The 20,523-nt window shown below is 60.5% G+C and carries 16 protein-coding genes; 3 read left to right on the forward strand and 13 right to left on the reverse strand.

The window, feature by feature from the left end:
* The first annotated feature begins 108 nt into the window (after window positions 1–108).
* Window positions 109–1,224 (forward strand): tyrosine-type recombinase/integrase, encoded by a 1,116-nt coding sequence (locus tag BLT54_RS18865; RefSeq protein ID WP_074646803.1) that lies wholly within the window; start codon window positions 109–111, stop codon window positions 1,222–1,224.
* A 12-nt stretch (window positions 1,225–1,236) separates the two neighbouring features.
* Here BLT54_RS18865 and repC read toward each other — a convergent pair whose 3' ends face one another.
* From repC to repA, 3 genes are all read right to left on the reverse strand, one after another.
* Complete coding sequence (gene repC, locus BLT54_RS18870) at window positions 1,237–2,493, reverse strand: plasmid replication protein RepC (protein ID WP_074646805.1); 1,257 nt, start codon at window positions 2,491–2,493, stop codon at window positions 1,237–1,239.
* A 160-nt stretch (window positions 2,494–2,653) separates the two neighbouring features.
* Window positions 2,654–3,649: a plasmid partitioning protein RepB gene (repB, locus tag BLT54_RS18875; protein WP_074646807.1), complete on the reverse strand. Its 996-nt coding sequence runs from the start codon at window positions 3,647–3,649 to the stop codon at window positions 2,654–2,656.
* 103 nt (window positions 3,650–3,752) lie between these two features.
* Complete coding sequence (gene repA / locus BLT54_RS18880) at window positions 3,753–4,964, reverse strand: plasmid partitioning protein RepA (protein WP_074646809.1); 1,212 nt, start codon at window positions 4,962–4,964, stop codon at window positions 3,753–3,755.
* A 947-nt stretch (window positions 4,965–5,911) separates the two neighbouring features.
* Here repA and BLT54_RS18885 point away from each other — a divergent pair.
* A complete protein-coding gene (locus tag BLT54_RS18885; protein ID WP_143026887.1) occupies window positions 5,912–6,544 on the forward strand; it encodes a hypothetical protein in 633 nt (210 codons plus the stop codon).
* A 184-nt stretch (window positions 6,545–6,728) separates the two neighbouring features.
* Here the strand turns inward: BLT54_RS18885 and BLT54_RS18890 are convergent, their stop codons facing one another.
* The 3 genes from BLT54_RS18890 to BLT54_RS18900 all read right to left on the reverse strand — a co-directional run bounded on the left by BLT54_RS18890 (window position 6,729) and on the right by BLT54_RS18900 (window position 13,380).
* Window positions 6,729–7,640: a DUF2493 domain-containing protein gene (locus BLT54_RS18890; RefSeq protein WP_074646813.1), complete on the reverse strand. Its 912-nt coding sequence runs from the start codon at window positions 7,638–7,640 to the stop codon at window positions 6,729–6,731.
* A gap of 299 nt (window positions 7,641–7,939) precedes the next feature.
* Window positions 7,940–8,986, reverse strand: coding sequence for a DUF7146 domain-containing protein (locus tag BLT54_RS18895; RefSeq protein ID WP_074646815.1), 1,047 nt, complete (start codon window positions 8,984–8,986; stop codon window positions 7,940–7,942).
* Window positions 8,983–13,380, reverse strand: coding sequence for a strawberry notch-like NTP hydrolase domain-containing protein (locus BLT54_RS18900; RefSeq protein WP_074646816.1), 4,398 nt, complete (start codon window positions 13,378–13,380; stop codon window positions 8,983–8,985). The genes BLT54_RS18895 and BLT54_RS18900 overlap by 4 nt, the downstream gene beginning before the upstream one ends.
* Before the next feature lie 94 nt (window positions 13,381–13,474).
* On the opposite strand from BLT54_RS18900, the gene BLT54_RS22335 reads away from it, so the two are divergent.
* Window positions 13,475–13,807: a hypothetical protein gene (locus BLT54_RS22335; RefSeq protein WP_143026888.1), complete on the forward strand. Its 333-nt coding sequence runs from the start codon at window positions 13,475–13,477 to the stop codon at window positions 13,805–13,807.
* A gap of 87 nt (window positions 13,808–13,894) precedes the next feature.
* Here the strand turns inward: BLT54_RS22335 and BLT54_RS18910 are convergent, their stop codons facing one another.
* The 7 genes from BLT54_RS18910 to BLT54_RS18940 all read right to left on the reverse strand — a co-directional run bounded on the left by BLT54_RS18910 (window position 13,895) and on the right by BLT54_RS18940 (window position 20,469).
* Entirely contained in the window at window positions 13,895–14,530 is a 636-nt protein-coding gene (locus BLT54_RS18910; RefSeq protein WP_074646818.1) for a hypothetical protein, read from the reverse strand.
* Between the two features lie 106 nt (window positions 14,531–14,636).
* Entirely contained in the window at window positions 14,637–15,113 is a 477-nt protein-coding gene (locus tag BLT54_RS18915; RefSeq protein WP_074646820.1) for a DUF6915 family protein, read from the reverse strand.
* A gap of 1 nt (window position 15,114) precedes the next feature.
* On the reverse strand, window positions 15,115–15,498 hold the full coding sequence (locus tag BLT54_RS18920) for a DUF6878 family protein (RefSeq protein ID WP_074646822.1): 384 nt from the start codon (window positions 15,496–15,498) through the stop codon (window positions 15,115–15,117).
* A gap of 78 nt (window positions 15,499–15,576) precedes the next feature.
* On the reverse strand, window positions 15,577–15,873 hold the full coding sequence (locus BLT54_RS18925; RefSeq protein ID WP_074646825.1) for a hypothetical protein: 297 nt from the start codon (window positions 15,871–15,873) through the stop codon (window positions 15,577–15,579).
* A 116-nt stretch (window positions 15,874–15,989) separates the two neighbouring features.
* Window positions 15,990–16,370, reverse strand: a complete 381-nt coding sequence (locus tag BLT54_RS18930) for a DUF3768 domain-containing protein (RefSeq protein ID WP_074646828.1) — start codon at window positions 16,368–16,370, stop codon at window positions 15,990–15,992.
* A gap of 126 nt (window positions 16,371–16,496) precedes the next feature.
* The gene (locus tag BLT54_RS18935; protein ID WP_074646831.1) at window positions 16,497–18,668 is read right to left on the reverse strand and encodes a ParB/RepB/Spo0J family partition protein; all 2,172 of its coding nucleotides are present in this window, start codon (window positions 18,666–18,668) and stop codon (window positions 16,497–16,499) included.
* Between the two features lie 646 nt (window positions 18,669–19,314).
* On the reverse strand, window positions 19,315–20,469 hold the full coding sequence (locus BLT54_RS18940) for a P-loop NTPase family protein (RefSeq protein WP_074646833.1): 1,155 nt from the start codon (window positions 20,467–20,469) through the stop codon (window positions 19,315–19,317).
* Window positions 20,470–20,523 lie beyond the last annotated feature (54 nt).

Here is a 20,523-nt window from a genome sequence, read left to right on the forward strand (position 1 = left end):
AGTCTCACATACCTTGAATCGGTTTCAGAAATGCGACACAGGCAAGCTATTGAAAACACATGGAACGCAGTCTCAAGAATTCCGGCAGACCGACAGATTTTCTGGAAAATGCCCACAGAGGACGAAAGGTCGACGTCATCAAACTCTGGTGCGTTTAGTATCGCTCAGAACGGCGACAGCGATCAAGAGAAAAGCGACAGCATCGCGCTGCCCTCCCATGTCGCGGGGTCCGGCAGCCTTGATCGCCTGGTCGACACCGCCCGCGACTATGCCCGCGCTGCAGCGTCCGACAACACGTTGACAGCCTACGCGAAGGATTGGGCGCATTTCACGCGCTGGTGCCGGATGAAAGGCATCGAGCCTCTACCGCCGTCTCCCGAGATGATCGGGCTTTACCTCGCGGATCTGGCCGCTGGGTCAGGCCCCTCCCCTTCGCAGTCGGCGTCCCGACCCCTATCAGTCAGCACCATCGACCGCCGCCTCTCAGGCCTTGCGTGGAACTATGCGCAACGCGGCTTCACCCTCGAGCGCAAGAACCGTCACATCGCGACAGTGCTGGCCGGGATCAAGCGCAAGCACGCGCGTCCACCGGTGCAGAAGGAAGCGATCCTGGCCGAGGACATTCTCGCCATGATCGCCACCCTGCCCTACGACCTGCGCGGGCTGCGGGATCGGGCGATTCTACTCATCGGCTATGCTGGCGGGCTGCGCCGGTCCGAGATCGTCAGCCTCGACGTTCACAAGGACGACACGCCGGACTCGGGCGGCTGGATCGAGACCTTCGACAAAGGCGCCCTGCTCACCCTCAATGCCAAGACTGGCTGGCGTGAGGTCGAGATTGGCCGCGGGTCAACAGATCAGACCTGCCCCGTACATGCACTGGAACAATGGCTGCACTTTGCGAAGATCGACTTCGGTCCAGTCTTTGTCGGCACCTCGCGCGATGGCAAACGGGCATCCGAAACGCGGCTGAACGACAAGCATGTGGCCCGGCTGATCAAACGCACCGTCCTAGATGCCGGCATCCGTTCCGAGCTGCCAGAAAAGGAACGCCAGGCGCTATTCTCCGGGCACAGTCTGCGCGCAGGCCTCGCCAGTTCGGCTGAAGTCGACGAGCGCTACGTCCAGAAGCATCTGGGGCACGCCTCGGCCGAGATGACTCGTCGCTACCAGCGCCACCGTGATCGGTTCCGAGTGAACCTGACCAAGGCCGCCGGTCTCTGATCGCGAGCGCCGTCACGCCGCTTGCCCACTGAGCCTGCCATAGAAGCTGCGCTCGAGGTGCAGCTCCCCTGCCCCGGCTTTTTCGACCATACCCCGCAGATAGCCGCCCGGTGAAGAAACCTCGCCCGCGCAATGCTTCTCGAAAACAAGCGCCAGCGCCGCTGTCGCCACCTGTTTGCCGAGCCGTTCCTGCGCTACGTTCCAGGCATGCTCGGACACTCCGATCATCGGCCTGAGCTGCCCGGCAACCCGATGCAGATCGCCCCAGTCCTTCAGGAATCCGCCCATATTGCGCGCCCAGGACGCAAATTCAGGACAGGCCTGCATCACAGTGGGCAGATCCAGCGCCGCACGCTTCTTGCGCACCTCGGCAACCCACTCTTCCAGCTGAGCATTGGGCACCACGGCCGCGACTTCCTCATGTTCTGAGGAATTACTAGTTACAGGATTAAGTTGGTTTGTAATTAGTATATGAGGGTCAGAAATGACCTCCCTGGGGTTCGTTTTTTGAGGCTTCTTGAGAACTTGCTCCTTGGTTTCCGACGTGTTTTCTACAGGTTGGGCGGCCTCGGTTGCCTTGAGATAGGCAGCCTCGACACGCTCCTGAAGCTCTTTGAACCACGTCAAGAGCCGAGCAAGCTGCTCAGAAGCTTCATGGCGGCGCGGCAGCCGGTCCAGAAGCTCCTTGAAAAGGCTTGTGAACTGCGTCCAGGGCCCACGCAGCGCGCTGCTGACGGCCGCGTCGATCCGCGCGCGGATCATCCGGCGTGCCACCGTGATCTGACGCTTCAGGCGCTGGCAGAGCTCGCGTTCGGCCTGCAACTCGGCATGGAGCTCCTCGAACTCCTCGACGCGTGCCGACAGCGGCGACAGATCGAAGCCGTAGGCCTCGATGATGCGTCCATCGGCGTCCCTGCGGCCCCAACGCTTGCCGTTGGGGCTGTCCTGGAAGGAGATCACGCCGATCTCTGCCAGGCGTCGGGCATGGCGTTTCAGCGCAGAAAGCGAGAAACCCGTCTGTTCCATCAAGTAGGCGTTCGACGCCCAAACGATCGGGCGTTGCCCCTCCTCCCAGTCCTGGGCCTGGGTGAAGGCCCCGAGCGTGTCGAGGAGCATCATGTCTCCGGCCTTGAGGCCAATATATGCACCGACCCGCTTCACGGCGACGAACGCCCGCGTTTTGGGTACAGCTACTCGTTCACCGGCTTGGGCAAGCTGCTCTGCAATGCCAAGACCCGGTGTCGGCTTGCGCCAACCTGTATGTTTCATGCCTGTTTCTCACCTCCAGTTATGTGGAGGCAAAAGAAAGCCGTTCGCCAAAGTGGCGTTCTTGTTGACAGTGATTCGCGGGAGAGATATCCTCTAAGCGACCAAACTTTTCAGATTAGCTCTCAGGCCACGCTGCTTGGGGGCTTTTCTTTTGCCTAGATCATTGTTCTGACTGCTCCTCTTTCGTCGCGAGGAATTCGCTGTACAGCTGATCAAGCCGACCCGAGAGAAAGTCCCCGAACTCGGTTGAATCTTGTGCCGTAAGCGAAATGCTGAATGCCTTTCCGGAACGACCGACGACTCCCTTGATGCGGCCTTTGCCGGCAGTCCAGGTTCGTTTCTTGGGCATGGCACGCGTTTTTCGGCGCTTCGGCGCCCTGCCCGCTTCTGCCAGCTTGCTGTGCAGGAACTCAAAGCGAGCATCACTGTCGAGGTTCTGAAACCCGTCGAACTCCAAAGCTTCCTTGAGGATCTTGTCATTCGATGGTTCCGAAGCCAACTTCTTGAAGTCTTCCCAGCGATCACGCCCAATCTGCTTGGCTGGCCCGATCTGTTCGATGACGTGCCGAGGGACGTTCTGCGCCACTGACAGCATCCGTGAAAGCAACGTCCCATCGATGGTAAGGGCGGACTGGATCACGTCCTTTGCTTGCCCCATATCCAAGAGGCTCTTCGCAAATAGGGCCTTCTCAATAAAAGAGAGATCTGCGCGCGCAGTGTTTTCCTGCCCTTGAGCAAGAATGTGAGCCACATCGTCCATTGGTTTTACAACTGCGCGAACCTTACGGCCTAGCGCCGAAGCAACTCGCACACGGCGATGCCCGAAGACGATCATATAGCGGCCATCCGCTTCCGGATGCGGTCTAAGCAATACCGGCGTGTCCTGGCGACCTGCAGCGATCGATGCTTTCAGTTCGTCGAAAGCAACATCGTCATCACTAAGCCGATCCGAAACGAATGACACATCGATCAATTGCGGATCGATCTCGACAATGGTTTCGCCTTCAAGGAGACGCTTCGAGTTCTCCGCAAGGCTATCAATCGAAACCTTCATCGATTTCGAAGCACCGCGCATTGCGTATCCAGAGCGACCGGAATCCTTGGGCTGCTCCGGCGAGCCGGCCATAACGCTCTTTAGGAGGTCTTTGCGAGCCATCAAGCCATCTCCCTTTCGCCCGAATCCAACCGACGCGCAGCGCGCATTTCGACAGTTGCACGGCTGTCAAAACTGGCTCTCTGCACGGCTGTCAAAACCTTAGTCATTCACGCCCCCAAGCCTTGTGGATCAGTTCGGCGATTTCGTCGTTCACGTCATTCAAAGATGTCACTGCGCGGTCGTAAGTAGTCCGCACGAACTGAGACCGTTCAACTTCGTAAAGCGTCTGCTTGGTGATCCCGGCGTCGGAGATCGCCGTAGACTTCAGCACAGGAGCCGACAGCATCTGATTTGGGAACATCGCCTGGAGGAACCCAACCATCTGCTTTTGGGGACCGTCCGTTGGTTCAAATCGCGTTACGAGGTATCGGAACCACTTCAGGCGCATGTTCGCTCCAGCGTCACGGATCGTCTTCATGATCCCGCCCAGCATCAGGAGAAACTGGCTCATCGACATGACGTCCAGCATCTGAGGATGGACCGTCACAATGACTGAGGAAGAAGCCGTGAGAGCAGTGAGCGTGAGGTAGCCCAGCTGAGGAGGGCAATCGATCACAACCACGTCATAACGGTCATCAACCTCGCTAAGCGCCTTCGATATACGAGTGAAGAAGGTGCGGCCCTCATGGGGATCGCTGCTCGTCAAAGCAACCGGGGTATCGTATTCGTATTCTTGAAGCTCGAGACTTGCCGGAACGATATCTAGGTTGGGAAAGTTTGTTGGCCGGATCACCTCTGAGATCGGCTTGCGCTCGTCATCATACCGAAGTGTTTCGTAGAGCGAAGGCACGTCGTCGAGTTCAGGCTGAATGCCATGCAAAGCTGTGAGCGAGGCTTGAGGGTCCAAGTCGATCGCAAGAACTCGATGCCCCTTCAGCGCCAAGTGCTGCGCGAGGTGGGCGGCGGTAGTGGTCTTTCCGGAACCCCCTTTGAAGTTCACGACAGACACGACGTGCAGTTCTTCGCCAGGCTGCCGATAGGGGACATAACGGCGTTTACCGGGGCGGCCATGCTTGTCGAGATAAGCTCTCAGTTCGAGCATTTGTTCAGCTGAATAGCTACGTCTCCCCGACGACGAAGTTTCCGGATCGGGGCCCTTACCTTCGAGGTGGAGCTTCTTGATTGTCGACTGCGTGACACCGAGGTAGTAGGCGACCTCTGCTAGGGAAAACTGACGTAGACCTTTTTGAGCGTCCGGAGGATACTGTTCTTGCCGCAACATGTTGAGGCGATCAGATATCAGCTCCCCCTGCTGGAGGATGATCTCGTCGAAGGGTTGATCCTTCGTATCAGCCTCAAAAGACCTTTCTCGCATCTGCCCGCCCTCTAAATATCGCTTTTTCAGCGAATTCGCTCTTTAAAGTGTCATCTACACGGAAAATCGAGTCTTAACAACGTTTATTGCTCGGCTGTTCGGCCTCACCTCAGTCGCCAGCGAGTCTAGAGGCCACAACAAACCATGGCGACAACCCTAGATCGCAGCCCAACATATAGATTCAACGGGGTTCTTAGCCACGCGAGATGAGACCGTGGTTCCGTGCCAACGTAGTCATATCTAACTGTTATATTTGTATTTTTTCGCTCTGCACGGCTGTCAAATGGCTGCCTACCCAGATCGTCAATGCCGGTCCCAGTTACGAAGGCACTCATGCTCCGCTTTTACTTTGCAAGGTTGAATACCACTCAGATCTAACTTCATTTACTTCGTTTAGTGAGCGGCGCGAAAGCTTTTCAACGCGTAAGTCGACCGTATCAGTGGCAAGCGAAAAAATGAGAATCGGCCGGGTTGCCCCGGCCGATTCTTTTCGTCACGCCGCGTCTTTTGGCCCCCAAGGGATGACGGCCTGCAGGGACAGATCGTCCTGGTTGGCGGCCTTGCCGAGGTTCGCGTTGAAGCCGTGGTCGCGGATGGTCAGCGTGTAGTAGTCGGCGCCGGTCTTTTTGATCCGCGAGGAATGGCCCGCAGGGTCAGGGGAAAAAGATCGGCGACAACCTTTGTGGACGGGACGACAGCTGCGACCAGCATGTCATGCAACTCAGACAAAGGGAGAAGTGCGGTGGCCACGAAGGAAGGTGGGTGAACAGCCGAACGAGATGCCGACGGTTGGCGATCTAGTGTGAAACCGACATATTAGCCCAGTGCAGTCGACAGGCCTTTCCTAAGAAAGTGGCGGTAGGCTACTGTCCGCAAAGCTATCGCGTGGGAGACATACTGTCGATTTTGCGACATTTCAGCTACACCAGCCGCGAGGAGATCGACCAGTGAACGATGAAGTAGAAGAAACTTGCTGTCGATTTTGTGGCTCGCCGATGCAGAAAGGCTATGTTTTCTGTAAGCAGTGCAATCACTTCAACGACTGGCGGCGGCACTTCTCTATTTCGACGCCAGTATTGGGACTACTTGTGGCGCTGGTATCCGTTTTAGGCATCAACGCAAACAATGTTCTGCAGGCACTCGACCCCAATCGGGCAAACTTTTTGATCGGCGGTCAGTTGATTGATGCAGATAGATTTCGAATGACCGTTACAAACACAGGTGGTGAACTTGGTTTCATCGGAGACAGGTTGGCATGCGAGCCGAAGTTGGAAGGCGGAAACTCTCTGTCATTCCGAGCTTCAACGGCGACAGGTGTAGCCGCAGGCGAGCAAGTCGAGCTAATCTTTGAGCCAAACAGCACCTACTACATCAAATTTCTCATTGCGCTTGAAGATGGAGATTTCCAACCAACACAGCCGGAGGATGGATATGGCTTCAGATCGATCAGTGAGGACCTCGGAGGGCCGTGGACTTGCAGCATTCACGCGTACGATCGACATGGGCCGGTCTCTGTTTCGCTTAGCGGCAACGAGCTCGGACTGACAATGCGAAACGGTCGCATTTCAGGAAGTCTATAAACTTCATTTGCAAAAACTACGCTTCTGTCAGTGGCGAAAACAACCGTTTGTGCCGCATGCAGAAACGTCGAAGCGGCCATTGGCGCATCCACAGCGAAATCTCACTTCGTACTGCATTGCTCCCCTTTCAAGAAAATAGCTCCAATGGCAGCCTCGTCGAACTAAGCCGAAAACGAACCGGGGCCTAAGCCCCGATCCTCTTGATGCGGATCCCGAGCTTGCGGGCCTTGTCGACGATGTTCTCGGTGATCCCGGAGCCCGGTGTTGCGATCAGGCCCTGCGGCATGGTCTCGAGCATCTTGTCGTTGCGCTTGAAGGGGGCCGCCTTGCCGTGGCTCTTCCAGTCGGGTTTGAAGACCACCTGGGTAACACCGCGCGTATCTGCCCAGCGGGCGGCGATCATCTCGGCACCTTTTGGAGTGCCACCATGCATGAGCACCATGTCGGGGTATTTCTGATGGGTGGCATCGAGGACGGACCAGATCAGATCGTAGGCGTGATAGTCCCCGCCCGAGAACGCGATCCGCGTGCCTTCGGGGCAGTGCACCTCGGTCTCCTTGCGGCGCTTGGCCGATAGATAGGCCCGGCTGTCCACCACGGCGGAGGTGAGGCCGCGATGAGAGACGCGTGATCCAGTGCGGGGCAGCCAGGGAGAACCGGTGGCGGCCGAGAAATGGTCCACGGCCAAATCGCGCATCTGTTCGAAAGCGTCGCGATGGTCCCAGAGTTTGAGCCCGATCATCTGGAGTCGTTCCAGCTCGACCGAGGCGACCTCGGAGCCGTCCTGGATGGCCAGACTTTCCCGGACCTCGGATTCATTGTCGTCGAGGAGCTTCTGGATATGGGCCAGCCGGCGATGGAAGATCGAGGTGAGGGACCAGAGCATCTCTTCGAGATTGTCTTCCAACTGGCTGCCAGTGAGAAGGCCGGTGGTGGTCTCAAAAAGTGTCGCCATGGCGAGATCAACCTCGTCAGGCTGGGGCAGGGGGCGGTGATCGGTCTCGCCAGGTCCCGGTGTTGCGCCATGAAGTGCGAGGTGGTCGAGGATGGCGGAGGTTACGCCGGTCTCCTCGGGGATGTCTGTCTGATGGGGCATTGTCTGGTTCCTCTGTTTGATCTGACCCGATTTGGATGGGGCGATAACAGGACCGGCGGCGACCGGGCCGCATCCGTCAGGATCGAAGCGCAGCGGAGAATGCGCCGCGGGCCGGAAAATTGTTCCCGCGAGGAATGAGCCGAAGGCTCAGGGGGATTTTTTGGTGCGGGGCGCATTGCTGCCCGGGCGAGGAGCACTCTGCTCCGACCCGCCGGTCCATCGCTCCCCTTATCCAAACGGGATCAGATCGAGCCCGCGGAACCTTTGCCCCTTCAGTTATCACGAGAGGAGGCTGGCGCTCACCCGTCCTCGATCTCCAGACCTTGCGCTTTCATGGCCTTCAACAAGGACCGGCGCAGCGGATCTTTGCCAAAAGCCCGCAAATCGTCGTTGAAATCGCCCATGTTTGGCACGAGATCACCAAAGGCAATTCCAATCAATTCCAGCTGGTTACGCAATCTTATGGATGCGTTACGTCCAGCCTCGTCATTGTCCCGCGCGATCCAGATGCGCTGGATGCCCGGCGGCGGGATGAAGAGGCCGAGATGGGTGGCGGTGAGACAGGAGGCGAGATCGAACTCCGGGAGAGCGGTGCCGATCGAGAGGGTGTTCTCGAGACCTTCGCCGACGATGAGATCGCTGCGAGGTGAGCCGGACCAGAAGCGGATGGCATGGCCATGAAGCTGCCCAAGGATCCGTTTTGGGCTCTCGATCGCGGCCAACCCGCCGGTAGACGGGTCGAGATAGGTGCGCGCACATCCGGTGACCTGACCACGATTGTCGGTGATCTTCGCCAGCAGGGCAGGGGCCCTTTGCGGCGGATCGGCGTCGTCCTCGCCCTGCCGCAGAAAGACCCGTGGGTGATAGCGGAGGGCAGGACCGAGCCGTGTGATCCCGCGACCTTGCAGATAGGTGGCGGCCAAGGTGCCAAGCACCGGCTTGCCGGCGGCAAAGAGTTTGCGCGCCCGCGCGATACGTTTGTTCGTGGAAGCATCCGGACGCTCAGCCTTTCGGGTGTCACGCAGAGCGGCAGGGCAGGGGGCCTCACCGAGGAAGGACCGGGCCTCCCTCAGCGTTTCCTTCAGCGTGACCGATCCAAGCCGTTCCTTCAGCAGGTCGATCAGATCGCCATATTCACCCGTCGCGAAATCTTGCCAGGACCCAGCTTTACGACCACCCTGCGCTTGCAGCCGGATCGCGAGACTCTGGCCCTTTGCGCCAGAGGTATCGCCGACCTGCCAATAGTTGCCCTGCTTACGCCCCTCGGGGAAATACTGTCGGCAGAAACTCTCGGCACGGTCTGCCAGATCGGCCGAGAGGTCTGCGATACTGCGCCGCGCGTTCATGCGGCGGCCTCCGATGCGCTTGCGCCAACCGGATGTGCGGCAAGAACCCGTGCAAGAACGTCAATGCCGTCCACCGGGATGAACATCCGCGTCTTCCATTGGATCACTTCGGTGAAGCAGCCCATGACCTTCAGACCGGGCAGGGCTGCACCCGACGCACCGATCAGCTCGAGCCTAGGCTGACCCATGACCAGCGACCGGCGCAGCTGGTAGCCGCCAAGGAGGCTCAGGGTCGTTCGCGCCTCCATCACCGCGCCGAACACCTCCTGCGGCGTCATCTCGATCTGACAATCGAGCCCGAGCCGCGCATAGACATTGAGAAGCTGCTCCTGGCTGACCAAGCGACCGATGGCGCGCTCCCCGTCCTCGGTCTGCAGGCGATAGATGCGCATGTTGTCGGCGGGCAGCCGGTCCCAGATTGGCAGGAGAAGGCCGCAGATCAGTGTGATCTTCGACGTGGTGAACTCCGGCACCGCGTCGACCTCGGCCCGCCAGAGCTGTTCGAACATCGCATCATTAATCTCTTCCCAGTGCGATTTCGAGAATTCGGAAAGTGCGAGGATCTCGGTCGCCAAGGGCCGCAGAAGCTTCACCCGCAGGATCGGCACGCCATCCTCATCCATGAAGGCCGGCGCCTTCACCATCAGGGCCGCGCGTTTGGAGGAGGTGTTCCAGCAGAGCGTCGCACCCTTCGTATCGGCGCAGATCGCTCTAACCCGGGGCAGGGTGAGCGGATCGTTGCGATCGGTGCGCTCCACGGTCAGCGCGGTTGCCGTTGCGCCCGTCGCCTCATGCTCGAAGATGACCTTGCGGTCGACGATCTCGAACTTCTCGGCGCGCAGGGTCTCAAGCCCGACGTCCAGCGTGCCTGCCTGGCGCGCATCTTCGATGATAGCCGAAAGAAACCCGCCGAAGGCCTCAAAGATTGCATCCTGCATGTCGATGCGGAGGGCCAGGCAGCGGTTCAGGAACTGCTGGATCGGCGGCAGGTTTTCTTTCATCGTACCATCCGCCTCATCGAGCGTCAGCCCGGTCATCTCCTGAAACTTCGCGTAGGAGCAGGCGTCGATCTTGCCCGCCCGCAGCTTGTAGAAGAACTGCCGCAGCGCCGCGCGCGCGTAGGGACTCTCGAGGTTGTCCTCTGCGCGGAACATGTTCTGCCCGCCGGTCTCGCGTTGCCCCTTGGTGATGGCCCCGAGCGTGTCGAGACGGCGGGCGATGGTGGAAAGAAACCGCTTCTCGCCTTTCACATTGGTCGCCACCGGCCGGAACAGCGGCGGCTGCGCCTGGTTGGTACGATTGGTGCGCCCGAGCCCCTGGATCGCATTGTCGGCCTTCCAGCCGGGCTCCAGAAGGTAATGCACCCGATGGCGCTGGTTCTTGGCCCCGAGATCGGCATGGTAGCTGCGCCCGGTGCCACCGGCATCGGAGAAGATCAGGATGCGCTTGGCATCATCCATGAAGGCCTGGGTTTCGCCCAGATTGGAGGAGGCGGGGCGGTTCTCGACCTTGAGCCGTCCTTGCCGCGTTTTCACGATGCGCCGCTTGCGCCCCGTGACCTCGGCGACCGCCTCCCCGCCGAAATGCCAGAGGATCTGGTCGAGCGCGCCCTGCACCGGAGCGAGGGCACCCAGATGTTCGACAAGAGCGTCCCGCCGCCGCTCCGCCTCACGGCAGATAATCGGATTGCCGTCGCCATCGAGGGCAGAACGCGAGCGCAGATCGCCATTCTCGTCCGTATAGGGCTCAAAAAGCTGCGTCGGGAAGCTGTGCAACAGGTAGTCCATGATGTTCTCGCGCGGCGTAAAATCGACCTGCAGATCATCCCACTCGGAGGGCGGGATGTCTTCGAGGCGGCGCTCCATCACTGCCTCGCTGGTCGACACCACCTGGATCACCGCCGAATGACCCGCAGCCAGATCCGCCTCGATCGAACGGATCAGGGAGGGGCACTTCATAGCGGTGATGAGATGGTTGAAGAAGCGCTGTTTGTTGCTCTCGAAGGCTGAACGCGCGGCGGATTTAGCCTGGGCGTTCAGCGTGCCGGTCTCGGAGGATATGCCCGAGGCCTGAAGCGCCGCCTCGAGGTTGTTGTGAATGATCTGATAGGCATCGGCGTAGCTGTCGTAGATCGCGACTTGGGCAGGCGTCAGCTCATGCACCAGCATCTCGTATTCGACCCCGGCGTAAGAGAGGGACCGCGCCAGATAAAGCCCGAGCGCCTTCAGGTCGCGCGAGATAATCTCCATGGCGGCGATACCCCCGGCTTCCATCGCGGCGACGAACTCTGCCCGCGTCACAAAGGGGAAATCCCCGGTGCCCCAGAGCCCGAGGCGGGAGGCATAGGCCAGATTGCCGACAACCGTCGCACCAGTGGCCGAGACGTAAAGGACGCGTGCATCCGGAACCGCGTTCTGCAATGCAAGACCAGCGAGGCCTTGCTGGGAGGCGCGTCTGTCGCCGCGGTCGGACTTTTCGCCGGCGGCGTTCGCCATGGCGTGGCTTTCATCAAAAGCGATGACCCCGTCGAACCCCTCGCCAAGCCAGGACGTCACCTGGTCGAGGCGAGAGGCTTTGCCCTCGCGTGTCGCAGAGCGCAGCGTGGCATAGGTGACGAAAAGGATGCCTTCGGGAAGCCTGATGTCGCTCCCTTGGCGGAATTTCGAGAGCGGCATGATATCGCTTTCGCGCCCGCCGAGCGCCACCCAGTCGCGGCGCGCATCCTCGATGAGCTTATCGCTTTTTGACACCCAGACTGCCCGGCGACACCCCTTCAGCCAATTGTCGAGGATGATACCCGCGACCTGCCGTCCCTTGCCACAACCCGTGCCATCGCCCAGGAACCAGCCTTTGCGCAGGCGAAAGGCACCTTCGTCGCCCTCGGCCGCGGCCATCAGCTGGCCTTCGATTTCGCCGCGCTTGAACCAGCCCTTCAAGTGCGTCTCATGGGCATTGCCTGCGTAGATGACACTTTCGAGCTGCGGCGCAGAGAGGAGACCGTCCTGGACGAGGCTCTTCGGCAGGAGCGGGCGGTAGCTCGGCACGGGCGGCGGCACCGAGGCCATGGCGGCGGATTGGACAAGTGCTGTCGGATGTTCCGCCGCGCCGTCGATCCGGATCGCCTGAAGGTCATAGGCCTCGTAAACCGTGTCTTGCAGCGCACCGTCTAGTTCGCTCCAGGCTTTCGCCAGGTAGTCGAGCGGGGCCGTCTCGATGTCGTCGAACGGATGCTTGGCCCGTTCCTCGGCGAGGGCACGGGTTTCCTTGAGGGCGGCATTGCGCAGGGCATGTAGGTTCTTTCGCGTCGGGCGGGACGGAATCGACAGGGCTGAACTGGTTGGGCAGGGCGGAGGGCTGCGGCGCTCCGGGCAGTGGGTCAGCACCGCGTTTAGAAGTTCACCCGTTGTCGCGCAGATCGGATGATAGGCGGTCTCGCTCTCGGTAGGTGCAGTTTCTCCGGCGCCAGTCGGGCGCTTGTCGATCACCGTCAGCCGCGTGTCGATGGTGGTGCCATGCCGAGCGAAGACCTTGCCGTCGATGGCAGCAGAAAACACCACATCGGCGCGCTGGCCGATCCGTTGAAACGTCGACTGGAAGGATTTCATGGAGGGGCGGAAGCTTTCGCCAGTGATGACAACAAGGCGCCCACCCGGCGCGAGGCGCGCCAAGGCGGACAGGACATGCTGGCTGGTGGCCTGCCGGAACCGACCCGCGACATGCTTCGCCGCGGAGAAGGGCGGGTTCATCACGATGACCGAGGGCGTGATGGACCGATCCAGCCGGTCGTCGATCGCCGCGGCGTCGTGATCCGAGACGACTGCACCGGGGAACAGAAGTCCCAGCAGGGCGCGGCGGGTCTCGGCAAGCTCATTCAGCGCCAGGCGAGCGTCCGCAATCCGGGCGAAAATCGCGAGCATGCCGGTGCCAGCTGACGGTTCAAGTACCAGGTCGCCGTCCTGAAACCCCGCCGCCTTCGCCACAGTGGCCGCGAGCGGCAAAGGCGTTGAGAATTGTTGCAGACGGACGCTGTCTTCGGAGCGCCGCGTGTGAGACGGGGCCAGAGCGGCGAGGCGCTCGATCATGGTGAGGAAAGCCTGTGGTGAGGCGGCCTGGCGCTGCATCAATGCGCCGTAGCGCGAAAGCATCAGGATCTGCGCAACCTCGGCGGCCTCATAGGCGTCCTTCCAGACCCAAGCACCGCTGGTGTCGCTGGCGCCGAAGGCACCTTCCATGGCGGCGCGAAGGGCGGCGGCGTCGATGGACCTGCCCGCCTCGAACACAGGGACGAGGGTTCTCGCAGTCTGGATCAGGTTGTGGGCGAAGCACGAGGCTTCCGGGCGGGCAGGGGCCTCAGGCTCAGGCACAAGCGGGACAGAATGGGGGTGAGCGTTCATCGGCAATCTCCGGGGTTGAGGGTTGGCCCCAAGCCCCGCGCGCACTCTCTCACCCGGGAGGGGTCACCCCTCCCGCCCTGTCTCTCGCTCTTTCATGGGATTGCTGATCTCCGTTCAGATAGCGGAAACTTATCCCCAAAAACTGGGGATGGGTCTGTGGGCGCTGTCGCAGAAGTCCTTGTCAGCTTGGCGCAGTACCAGCTCGCCTAAGTTTTGGGCGGTTGGCGGCCTGCGCATCCGAAACAGGTCCGTCGTCGACCGATTGGCGGCAGTAGGCACCCGGACAACCTTCAGGAAGAGCTTTGAAAAAGAGAAAGGCGGCATCCGGGAGGAGGTGGATGCCGCCGATTATTCCGGATCGGTTCAGGGAGGAGGAGAGAACCGATCACAACTTCAAGATAGTGGCTATGCTGCAGCCGCACAATAGGCAGGCCATGATATTTCTGCATTGCAGCAATGCGAGGCCGATTGGGATTGCCGCAAGAAAGGGAGCGTATGCCACCTGTGCCGGTTCCTAAGGGTGAGCCCGCGCTTGAGCGGCAGCGGACTCGCGTGTTTGACTCGGTAACGGTGCTGGCACCGCCCGGCGCGACTCGAGCAGACAGTCCAGCTCATAGTCGCCGACAAACCCCCAGCAGGCGTCGACCTCCTCGCCGTCCCACTCGATGACATAGCCATAGACTCGCCCGCCGAGATAGGCGTCGTAGCTGACAATTTCGCCGCGCAGGATGCCTTCAGCTTTTGCGCGCAGAGCCTTGGTTACGCGTTTTGCGCCGAACTCCGTCCGGACCGCCTCGAGCGTCACATAGACATAGCCGACCTGACCGGAATCCCACGGGCAGTGGAAGCCGATGGTGTTCATCGCGAGGCCGGAATGGTCATAGAGGAACACTGGCAGAATGACCGCCTTGCGCTCGGCGCGCTCAAGCAGCTGGTCCATTGAGAGGTCGCTCTGCTCCGAAACACCGGCGAGATCGCGCAGGAACGCCTCGGGGCTGTCGAAGGGGTGGCTGTCGCCAAGCCGGTATCTGCGGTGCCAGCAGATCAGTGTTCCGAGGTTGCACCACTCCCGTGGGCTTTCTGCGTCCGGGTCGTGGTAGATCTTGATGGTGTGGCCTTGGTAGGTCTCCTCGTAGACGGGGTTGTGCATATTGATGTCCTTTCTTGAAACGCATTCGACCCGCCCGGCCGGTAGTGGCTCAAGCGGGTCGATCAGGGGGTTTTCCGAGGGGCAATGGCTTCACTGCCCCCATGGCTCAGGCGGCGGCGCGGTTCTCCCGATGCTGGACGTGCTCGACCGAGACCTTCAGCAACCAATCTTCGAAACCGAGAATGGTCTGGTGATTGGAAACCGCCGCGACCCAAACTGCGCGCGGATCGCTGCCGATCTGCGTCGGATCGTTGTCGATCCGGCCATTGGCCATCCACGGTTCGGGTTGTATGCGTCCGAGCCAGTCAGCCAGCGACGGGATGCGCCCCTGGCAGTCTTCGCGCACATGCTGCTCGACGATCCAACGGATCGGGACGACCCGGCCCGCGCTGTTGGTCAGGAAGTGTCCAAACAATCGCTCAGCTTCGAAGATCCCGAGCGTGTGGTGCCGATGTGCACGATGCGTAAAGATCGCGAGGTGCTCTTTGGACGAGTCAAACCAGTCATGCACATGCTGGTAATCATCTGGAACGCCGCCGAACTTTCGGGCCGAGCTTTCGGCGTGATGGAGGGGATGTGCCATGTCAGAGCCCCTCGTGTTCGGTGGTCTCAGACTCGATATAGCGGTTCGAGTGGCTGACATCGATCTTGTCCGCCTCGAGCGACCAGGTCAGTTCGCCGTAGCCGCCCTCGTTGTTCTCGAAGCCTGGGCTCAGCGCATAGGCAAAATCCCAACCGAAGTCTTCGACCCGGCGCCGCAACTCGTCCGTCAGGGTGACCGTGTCAGGGGCCACGACGACATCCTCAACATTGCCGGAATCGCCGTAGCCTTCGTATTGCACCTCGATGTTCATTATGCCGAGGGCGCGCAGTTCGATAAGAAGTGCCGCGCGGGTCTCAACCCGATGTTCGGCAGCACGTCTCTGGGAGTCGAGCATCTGCGCGTAGAAATCACTCACTTGTGTCATGTCTTTGGTCCTTTGGAACTGAGGGAAGGGGAGGGCGACCGTTGCACAAGGCCGCCCCAAAGGTTTCCGAAGGGGGCCTCAGGCCGCAGCATCGCCGCGGTTTTCAGCGGTCCGGTCAACCAGGTTGAAATAGAGGTTCTCCGTCGCGCGCTTGAAACCCGGTGGTTTGCGCGGGGCGAGGCAGCGCACCGAAGCGCTGCAACTCTCGCCATGCTCCATCGCGAACTGCGTTACCTTTTCGATCAGGTCATCCATGCCAGCGGCCTGGATACGCTTTTCGGGGTAGCTCCCCAGCATCTGGAACTGGGTGACAACGAAGGCGCCGTCACGATGCGCCGGATAGAGGGTGATCTGGTAGTCGAGTGTCTTGGCCATCTCTGGTCTCCTGCAGCAGGCCGAACGCGATCATCGCGCCCCTTGGAACCCGCCAGCCCGAAAGGACCGCCCTTTGTGCAAGGGCGATCCGTGGCGATGTCGGTGAAACGGAGTCGTCAGTATTCCGACGGCAGAAGCAGGGTCAGGACCCGGCGCGTTTGCAAAGGGTCAGAAGGCTCGGGCGAGCCATATTGGTAGTCGACGTCGTACAAATCGACCTTGAACCAGACGGTTGTACCATCGAGGTCGATGACGCCCATCTCGTGCCAGCCCTGCGGATCAATGTCGGCATTGAACCCCTCGAAGACGGCGACACGGAGGGTCAATTCCAGTTGCGCGTCGAGCCCAAGCGCCGCGACGCCGCGTGTCATCACGAACTGGCCCTGCGGGGCATCGGCGACGGGAGGATTGCCGAGGATGGAGTGGCGAAACGCATCGTTTTGCGCGGCGATCAGTACGGCTTCCTGAACGGAATCGAGATCGAGTGTGGCGGTCATGGGGTGTCTCCGGGACAGGCCAGCCGATCCGATATCGGCTGTAGGCAACCCGTCAGGCGGAAAGGGCCGCCCTCAAGGTGAGGACGGCCCAAGGCTCATGTGGTAATCAGATCGTTGTTCGCTTCGTCAGGTCGCATCCCCGCTGAGGAAGGCGGGCAAGGACGATGGTTCATCGCTCTCTGCCTCGACCAGAGCGTCTGCGGCGGGCACGTCGCCCTTCTCGGCATCGGGCGCATCGCCAATCATTTTGGTGTCGGCCTCCAACGCACCGGCAAACACCATCCCGTCGGGCAGCCAACGCGTCGTCCTTGCGACCGTGGCGGCGTCGAACCCTTCCGTCTGACCGGCCGTTTCCGCAAAGGCCCGCTCCACGGCCGCGGCGAGATCACCCTTACGCTCGCGATTTCGATCTTCGGCGTAATCCTCGCCGATCAGCTTGCGCGCCGTGGCCACAGCATGCCCCTTGTTGACCCGACCCCAGTAGTTTTCCGCGGTCGGGCGCCAGCAGGCCGCCACATCGACGTCGAGCCGCGCGCCGATCTCCTCGATGATCGGGGAGGGGCGATTGTCGGAGGAGAGCTGCGGCTTGACCGCCAGACCCGCCGCCCAGGCGAATAGCGCCTGCTTGTCGGCAATGGGCAGCGCCGACATGGCCTGGAAGTCCTCGGGTTTCTCCAGCTTCATCCAGTCCGTGGCGAGGTCCTGCTCCAGCGCCTCAAGCATCTTCTGAGCGACCGTATCCTCATGCAACACCTCGCAGTTCTGCGCCTGGAAGGCCCGGATCGAGATGTCGAGCGCCTCGTTGTTGTAAGACCGCCCCAAAGCCTGCTCGCAGAGCGCGTAGAGCATCGCATCGAACGCCACCTCGAAATCCGCCGCCAGATGCGCCCGAAGGATATGCTGACGCGTCGCGCGCAGATCGTCGGCGAGGCTTGCCGAAATCCCGTCCGCCTTGCGCAACGTCGCGGCCGGGTCGGAGGTCGGTGCCGGCGTCGAAGAGGTCGGCGGCGTCACGTGTGGCCGGGCAGGGGAGGGGGCGCCATCCACATCTGCGGTGGTCTCGTCAGGCTCGGGTGCCGCAGGAATATCCTCGGGCCGCACCAGGCCTTTCTCGACCCGCAGCGCTCCGTCATGGCCGATGGTCAGAACGACACCGGCGATGGCGCGATCTTCGTCTGCGTAAGGTTGCCGTTCGCGCTGCAGAGTCTCGATCTCGCGCAGACGCGGCTCGATGGCGTAATATTCTTCGGTTTCAGCGTCGGTCCAGTCCTCGCCGCCATTCTGCGCCGCCAGTTCTTCCTCGCGCACGATGAGGCGTTCCTCCTCGGCAAACAGGTCCGGATCGGGTTCAATGTCTTGCGGATAAACCCGCCCGAAACTGCGAAACGCGCCGTAGTCCACCGAGAGATGCACCTCGACCCATTTCCACACTGCCTCGAAGGGTTTGGCCGCAGCCTGCAGTTTCTCGATGGCGAGGCGCTCGAGGAGCTCGGGGTTTTCCATATGGGCGCTGGCACGGTCGTCGAAGAGGTCGCGCAGCAGAACACCGCCCGCTGCCTCATAGGCCTCGATGCCGACAAAACGCCCGAGGGCTGAGTTCGCCGAATGCGCGGTCTCGGTGAGCTGGCGTTTGATGCTTTGAGGATGGATGTGATAGCCGCCCTTCACCGCGTTCCAGACTGCCAGTTGGCGATCATGGTCATCCGTCAGCGTGAAGGCCATCACGCATTCGAGGGTCAGATCGCCATCACGAAACTGCTCGATGATTTCGGGTGCGACACGGGCGAGTTTGAGGCGGCGGCGCACGAGGTCGACGGAGACGCCGAATTTCAGCGCAATCTCGTCCTCGCTGCGGCCCTCACCGATCATCTTCTCGAAGGCCTCGAATTGGTCGGCCGGGTGCATCGCAGCACGCTGGAGATTTTCCGTGGCAGAGGTGAGAATGGCGTTGCGCTCATCCTCGATGAGGCAGGGCACGGGAAGATCGGCGGGGATCACACCGTCATCGGCGAGTTGCTTCAGCGCCTTGAGGCGGCGACCGCCGGCATCAACCGCAAAACGTGTCTCAGACAGCGCATGAACCACCAGGTTCTGCTTGATGCCGGTCTCGCGGATGCTGGCGAGGAGTTCTGCGTCATCGATGGCGCTTGCGGCCACCTTGCGGACGTTGAGCGGGCTAGGCTCCAGCTGGTCGAGCGGGATCATCCGGATTTCGGCGGTGCCGTCAGGCGCGGCCGATCCGACGGATTCGGTCTTCTTTGAGGTGGTGGGTTTCGGGCGAGTTGCGGTCTTGGCCATGATCAGAATCCTTGTCACGCCGGACCCGGAAGAGGCTCTCTCTATCCTTTCAAGCCCGGCACCCGGGCTTCCCTTCCTCTGGCTCTTGCTGGAACGAGCACAATGGTCGCTACCGCTCATTCGGCACAGAGTATGTGCCAGACAGGCCCGCAGGCAGACCGCGCTCGGGGGAAGCCCTCGTGCTTCTCGGCTGGGCAGAGCAGGGGACGGCGATAGCCCGTCCTTCGGCCGGACGGCGAAACGACACAGGGGGCCAGAGCGGTGAAATCGGGAAGGAGCCGCGCGCGGGAGGAACCGGATTTATACGCGGAGGCTGACGCGGCACGCGACACCAGAGCCCCTGTTCGGGGCGCCGGCCGGATGGCAGATGGTATTCAGGATTGGAAACCTGCCAGCCGGGTTAGGGCGGAGCGGAGACCCGGCTGACCGCTGCTTCAAGCGATCGCGGTTTCGCCCGCGGTCTCAGCTCTAACATGCACGAAGGATCGTCTCCAGAATGGGCGGAAATGCCTCTTAGCGGTTCCGAGCGCAGCCAAGAGCCTGGTCAGCACAGGGCGCTGACGTACAAACCAGTTCATTTGGCAAGTTCCACGAATCCTCAAAGAAGGCTCCACCGACCAAGCCGGTGGAGCCAAACCACGTTCAATCACTCAAGGTCATTGCCACGAACAATGACCCCATGTTCTGCGTATGCGTCCAAAAGATGCCCAAGATACTCGCTGGTGCTGGTAGTAACATGTCCCAAACCCGGCCAAGCGAACGGAAACGTCATACAGGTTATCTCAAGCTCGAGTTCGATGCCAAGTTTGTCGGCAACCGCAATGGCCGCATCCGGGTCCTTGTCATCAGGCCACAGGTCTTCGTCGAAGGTAATCCAAGCATCGTTATCATCATCGACATTGATCTCAGCCAACAAAGCACCGAGCCGCTCTCCCGGGTTGGTGGCATCTTCAAGAAGCGCGATCCGTAGAAGCAAGGAAATACTCTCCTCATCCAGCCTCAGAGTTGGCCTGGAATCCACCACTTGGATTTTGGGTTCTGGACGCTTCCGATCATTGGTACATTCAACAACTTTGGGTTCCCCATCGCCGCCTTCCAACCACCACGGCGATGTGAAGATATCCAAAGGAGAGGCACCGCAACTCGGACAATGCCAAAGGTTTTCAGCGATCTGGGTGCCCGATATTTTGCCATCGCAGTGAAGACAAAACCATTCCGCTGCCCGGTCACCGTGAAGCGGGTGGACGACTTCGCCTTTGGCGTTTGGCTTGGTCGAACGCCGAGGCCAATCGGACGCAATGGCTGCACGGGTTTTCACAGCTTGGGCTTCCGCAATAGCAAGCGCCTTCTCAACGAAGCCGCTATCATTGGCAGGACTCGTCTCTTTGTGTGTGGTTTCGATCTCGACCCTAGGCTGCGAGAAATCCGCCTCTCCAATGAGGATGCGCCACCCATTGCCTTCCATGCGAATGTCACCGAAGGATTCGAATAGTTGGTAGGCATGCCCGTCAATCGCACCTGCTTTGATTGGTTCGTCGACGGGATGCGACATGCTTTGCTCAATGAATTTTGGCTCGCCTCCGAGTGAAGGGAAGAATTCACGAACAAAGGTCTCGGCCTTGGCAAGCTCCTCCTCGCTCGGCATCCAACCTTGCTTGGCCTTGACCGTGAGCGCCTTCCAATGTGGAAAGCCCAGCTCAGAGGCAACCGCATCGAGCGCTTCATGTTGATTTGCGCGCGTGGCATGTGCGTAGCGCTTTGCCAAGAGTTTCAGGTGATCGATTTTCGTTTTTGTCGTCATTGTTCAGGTCCCAAAATAGGGATCCGACTAGGTGCCCGCTACTAACCAGATCCC

It is taken from the genome of Celeribacter baekdonensis (genome assembly GCF_900102315.1).
Taxonomy (GTDB): domain Bacteria; phylum Pseudomonadota; class Alphaproteobacteria; order Rhodobacterales; family Rhodobacteraceae; genus Celeribacter; species Celeribacter baekdonensis.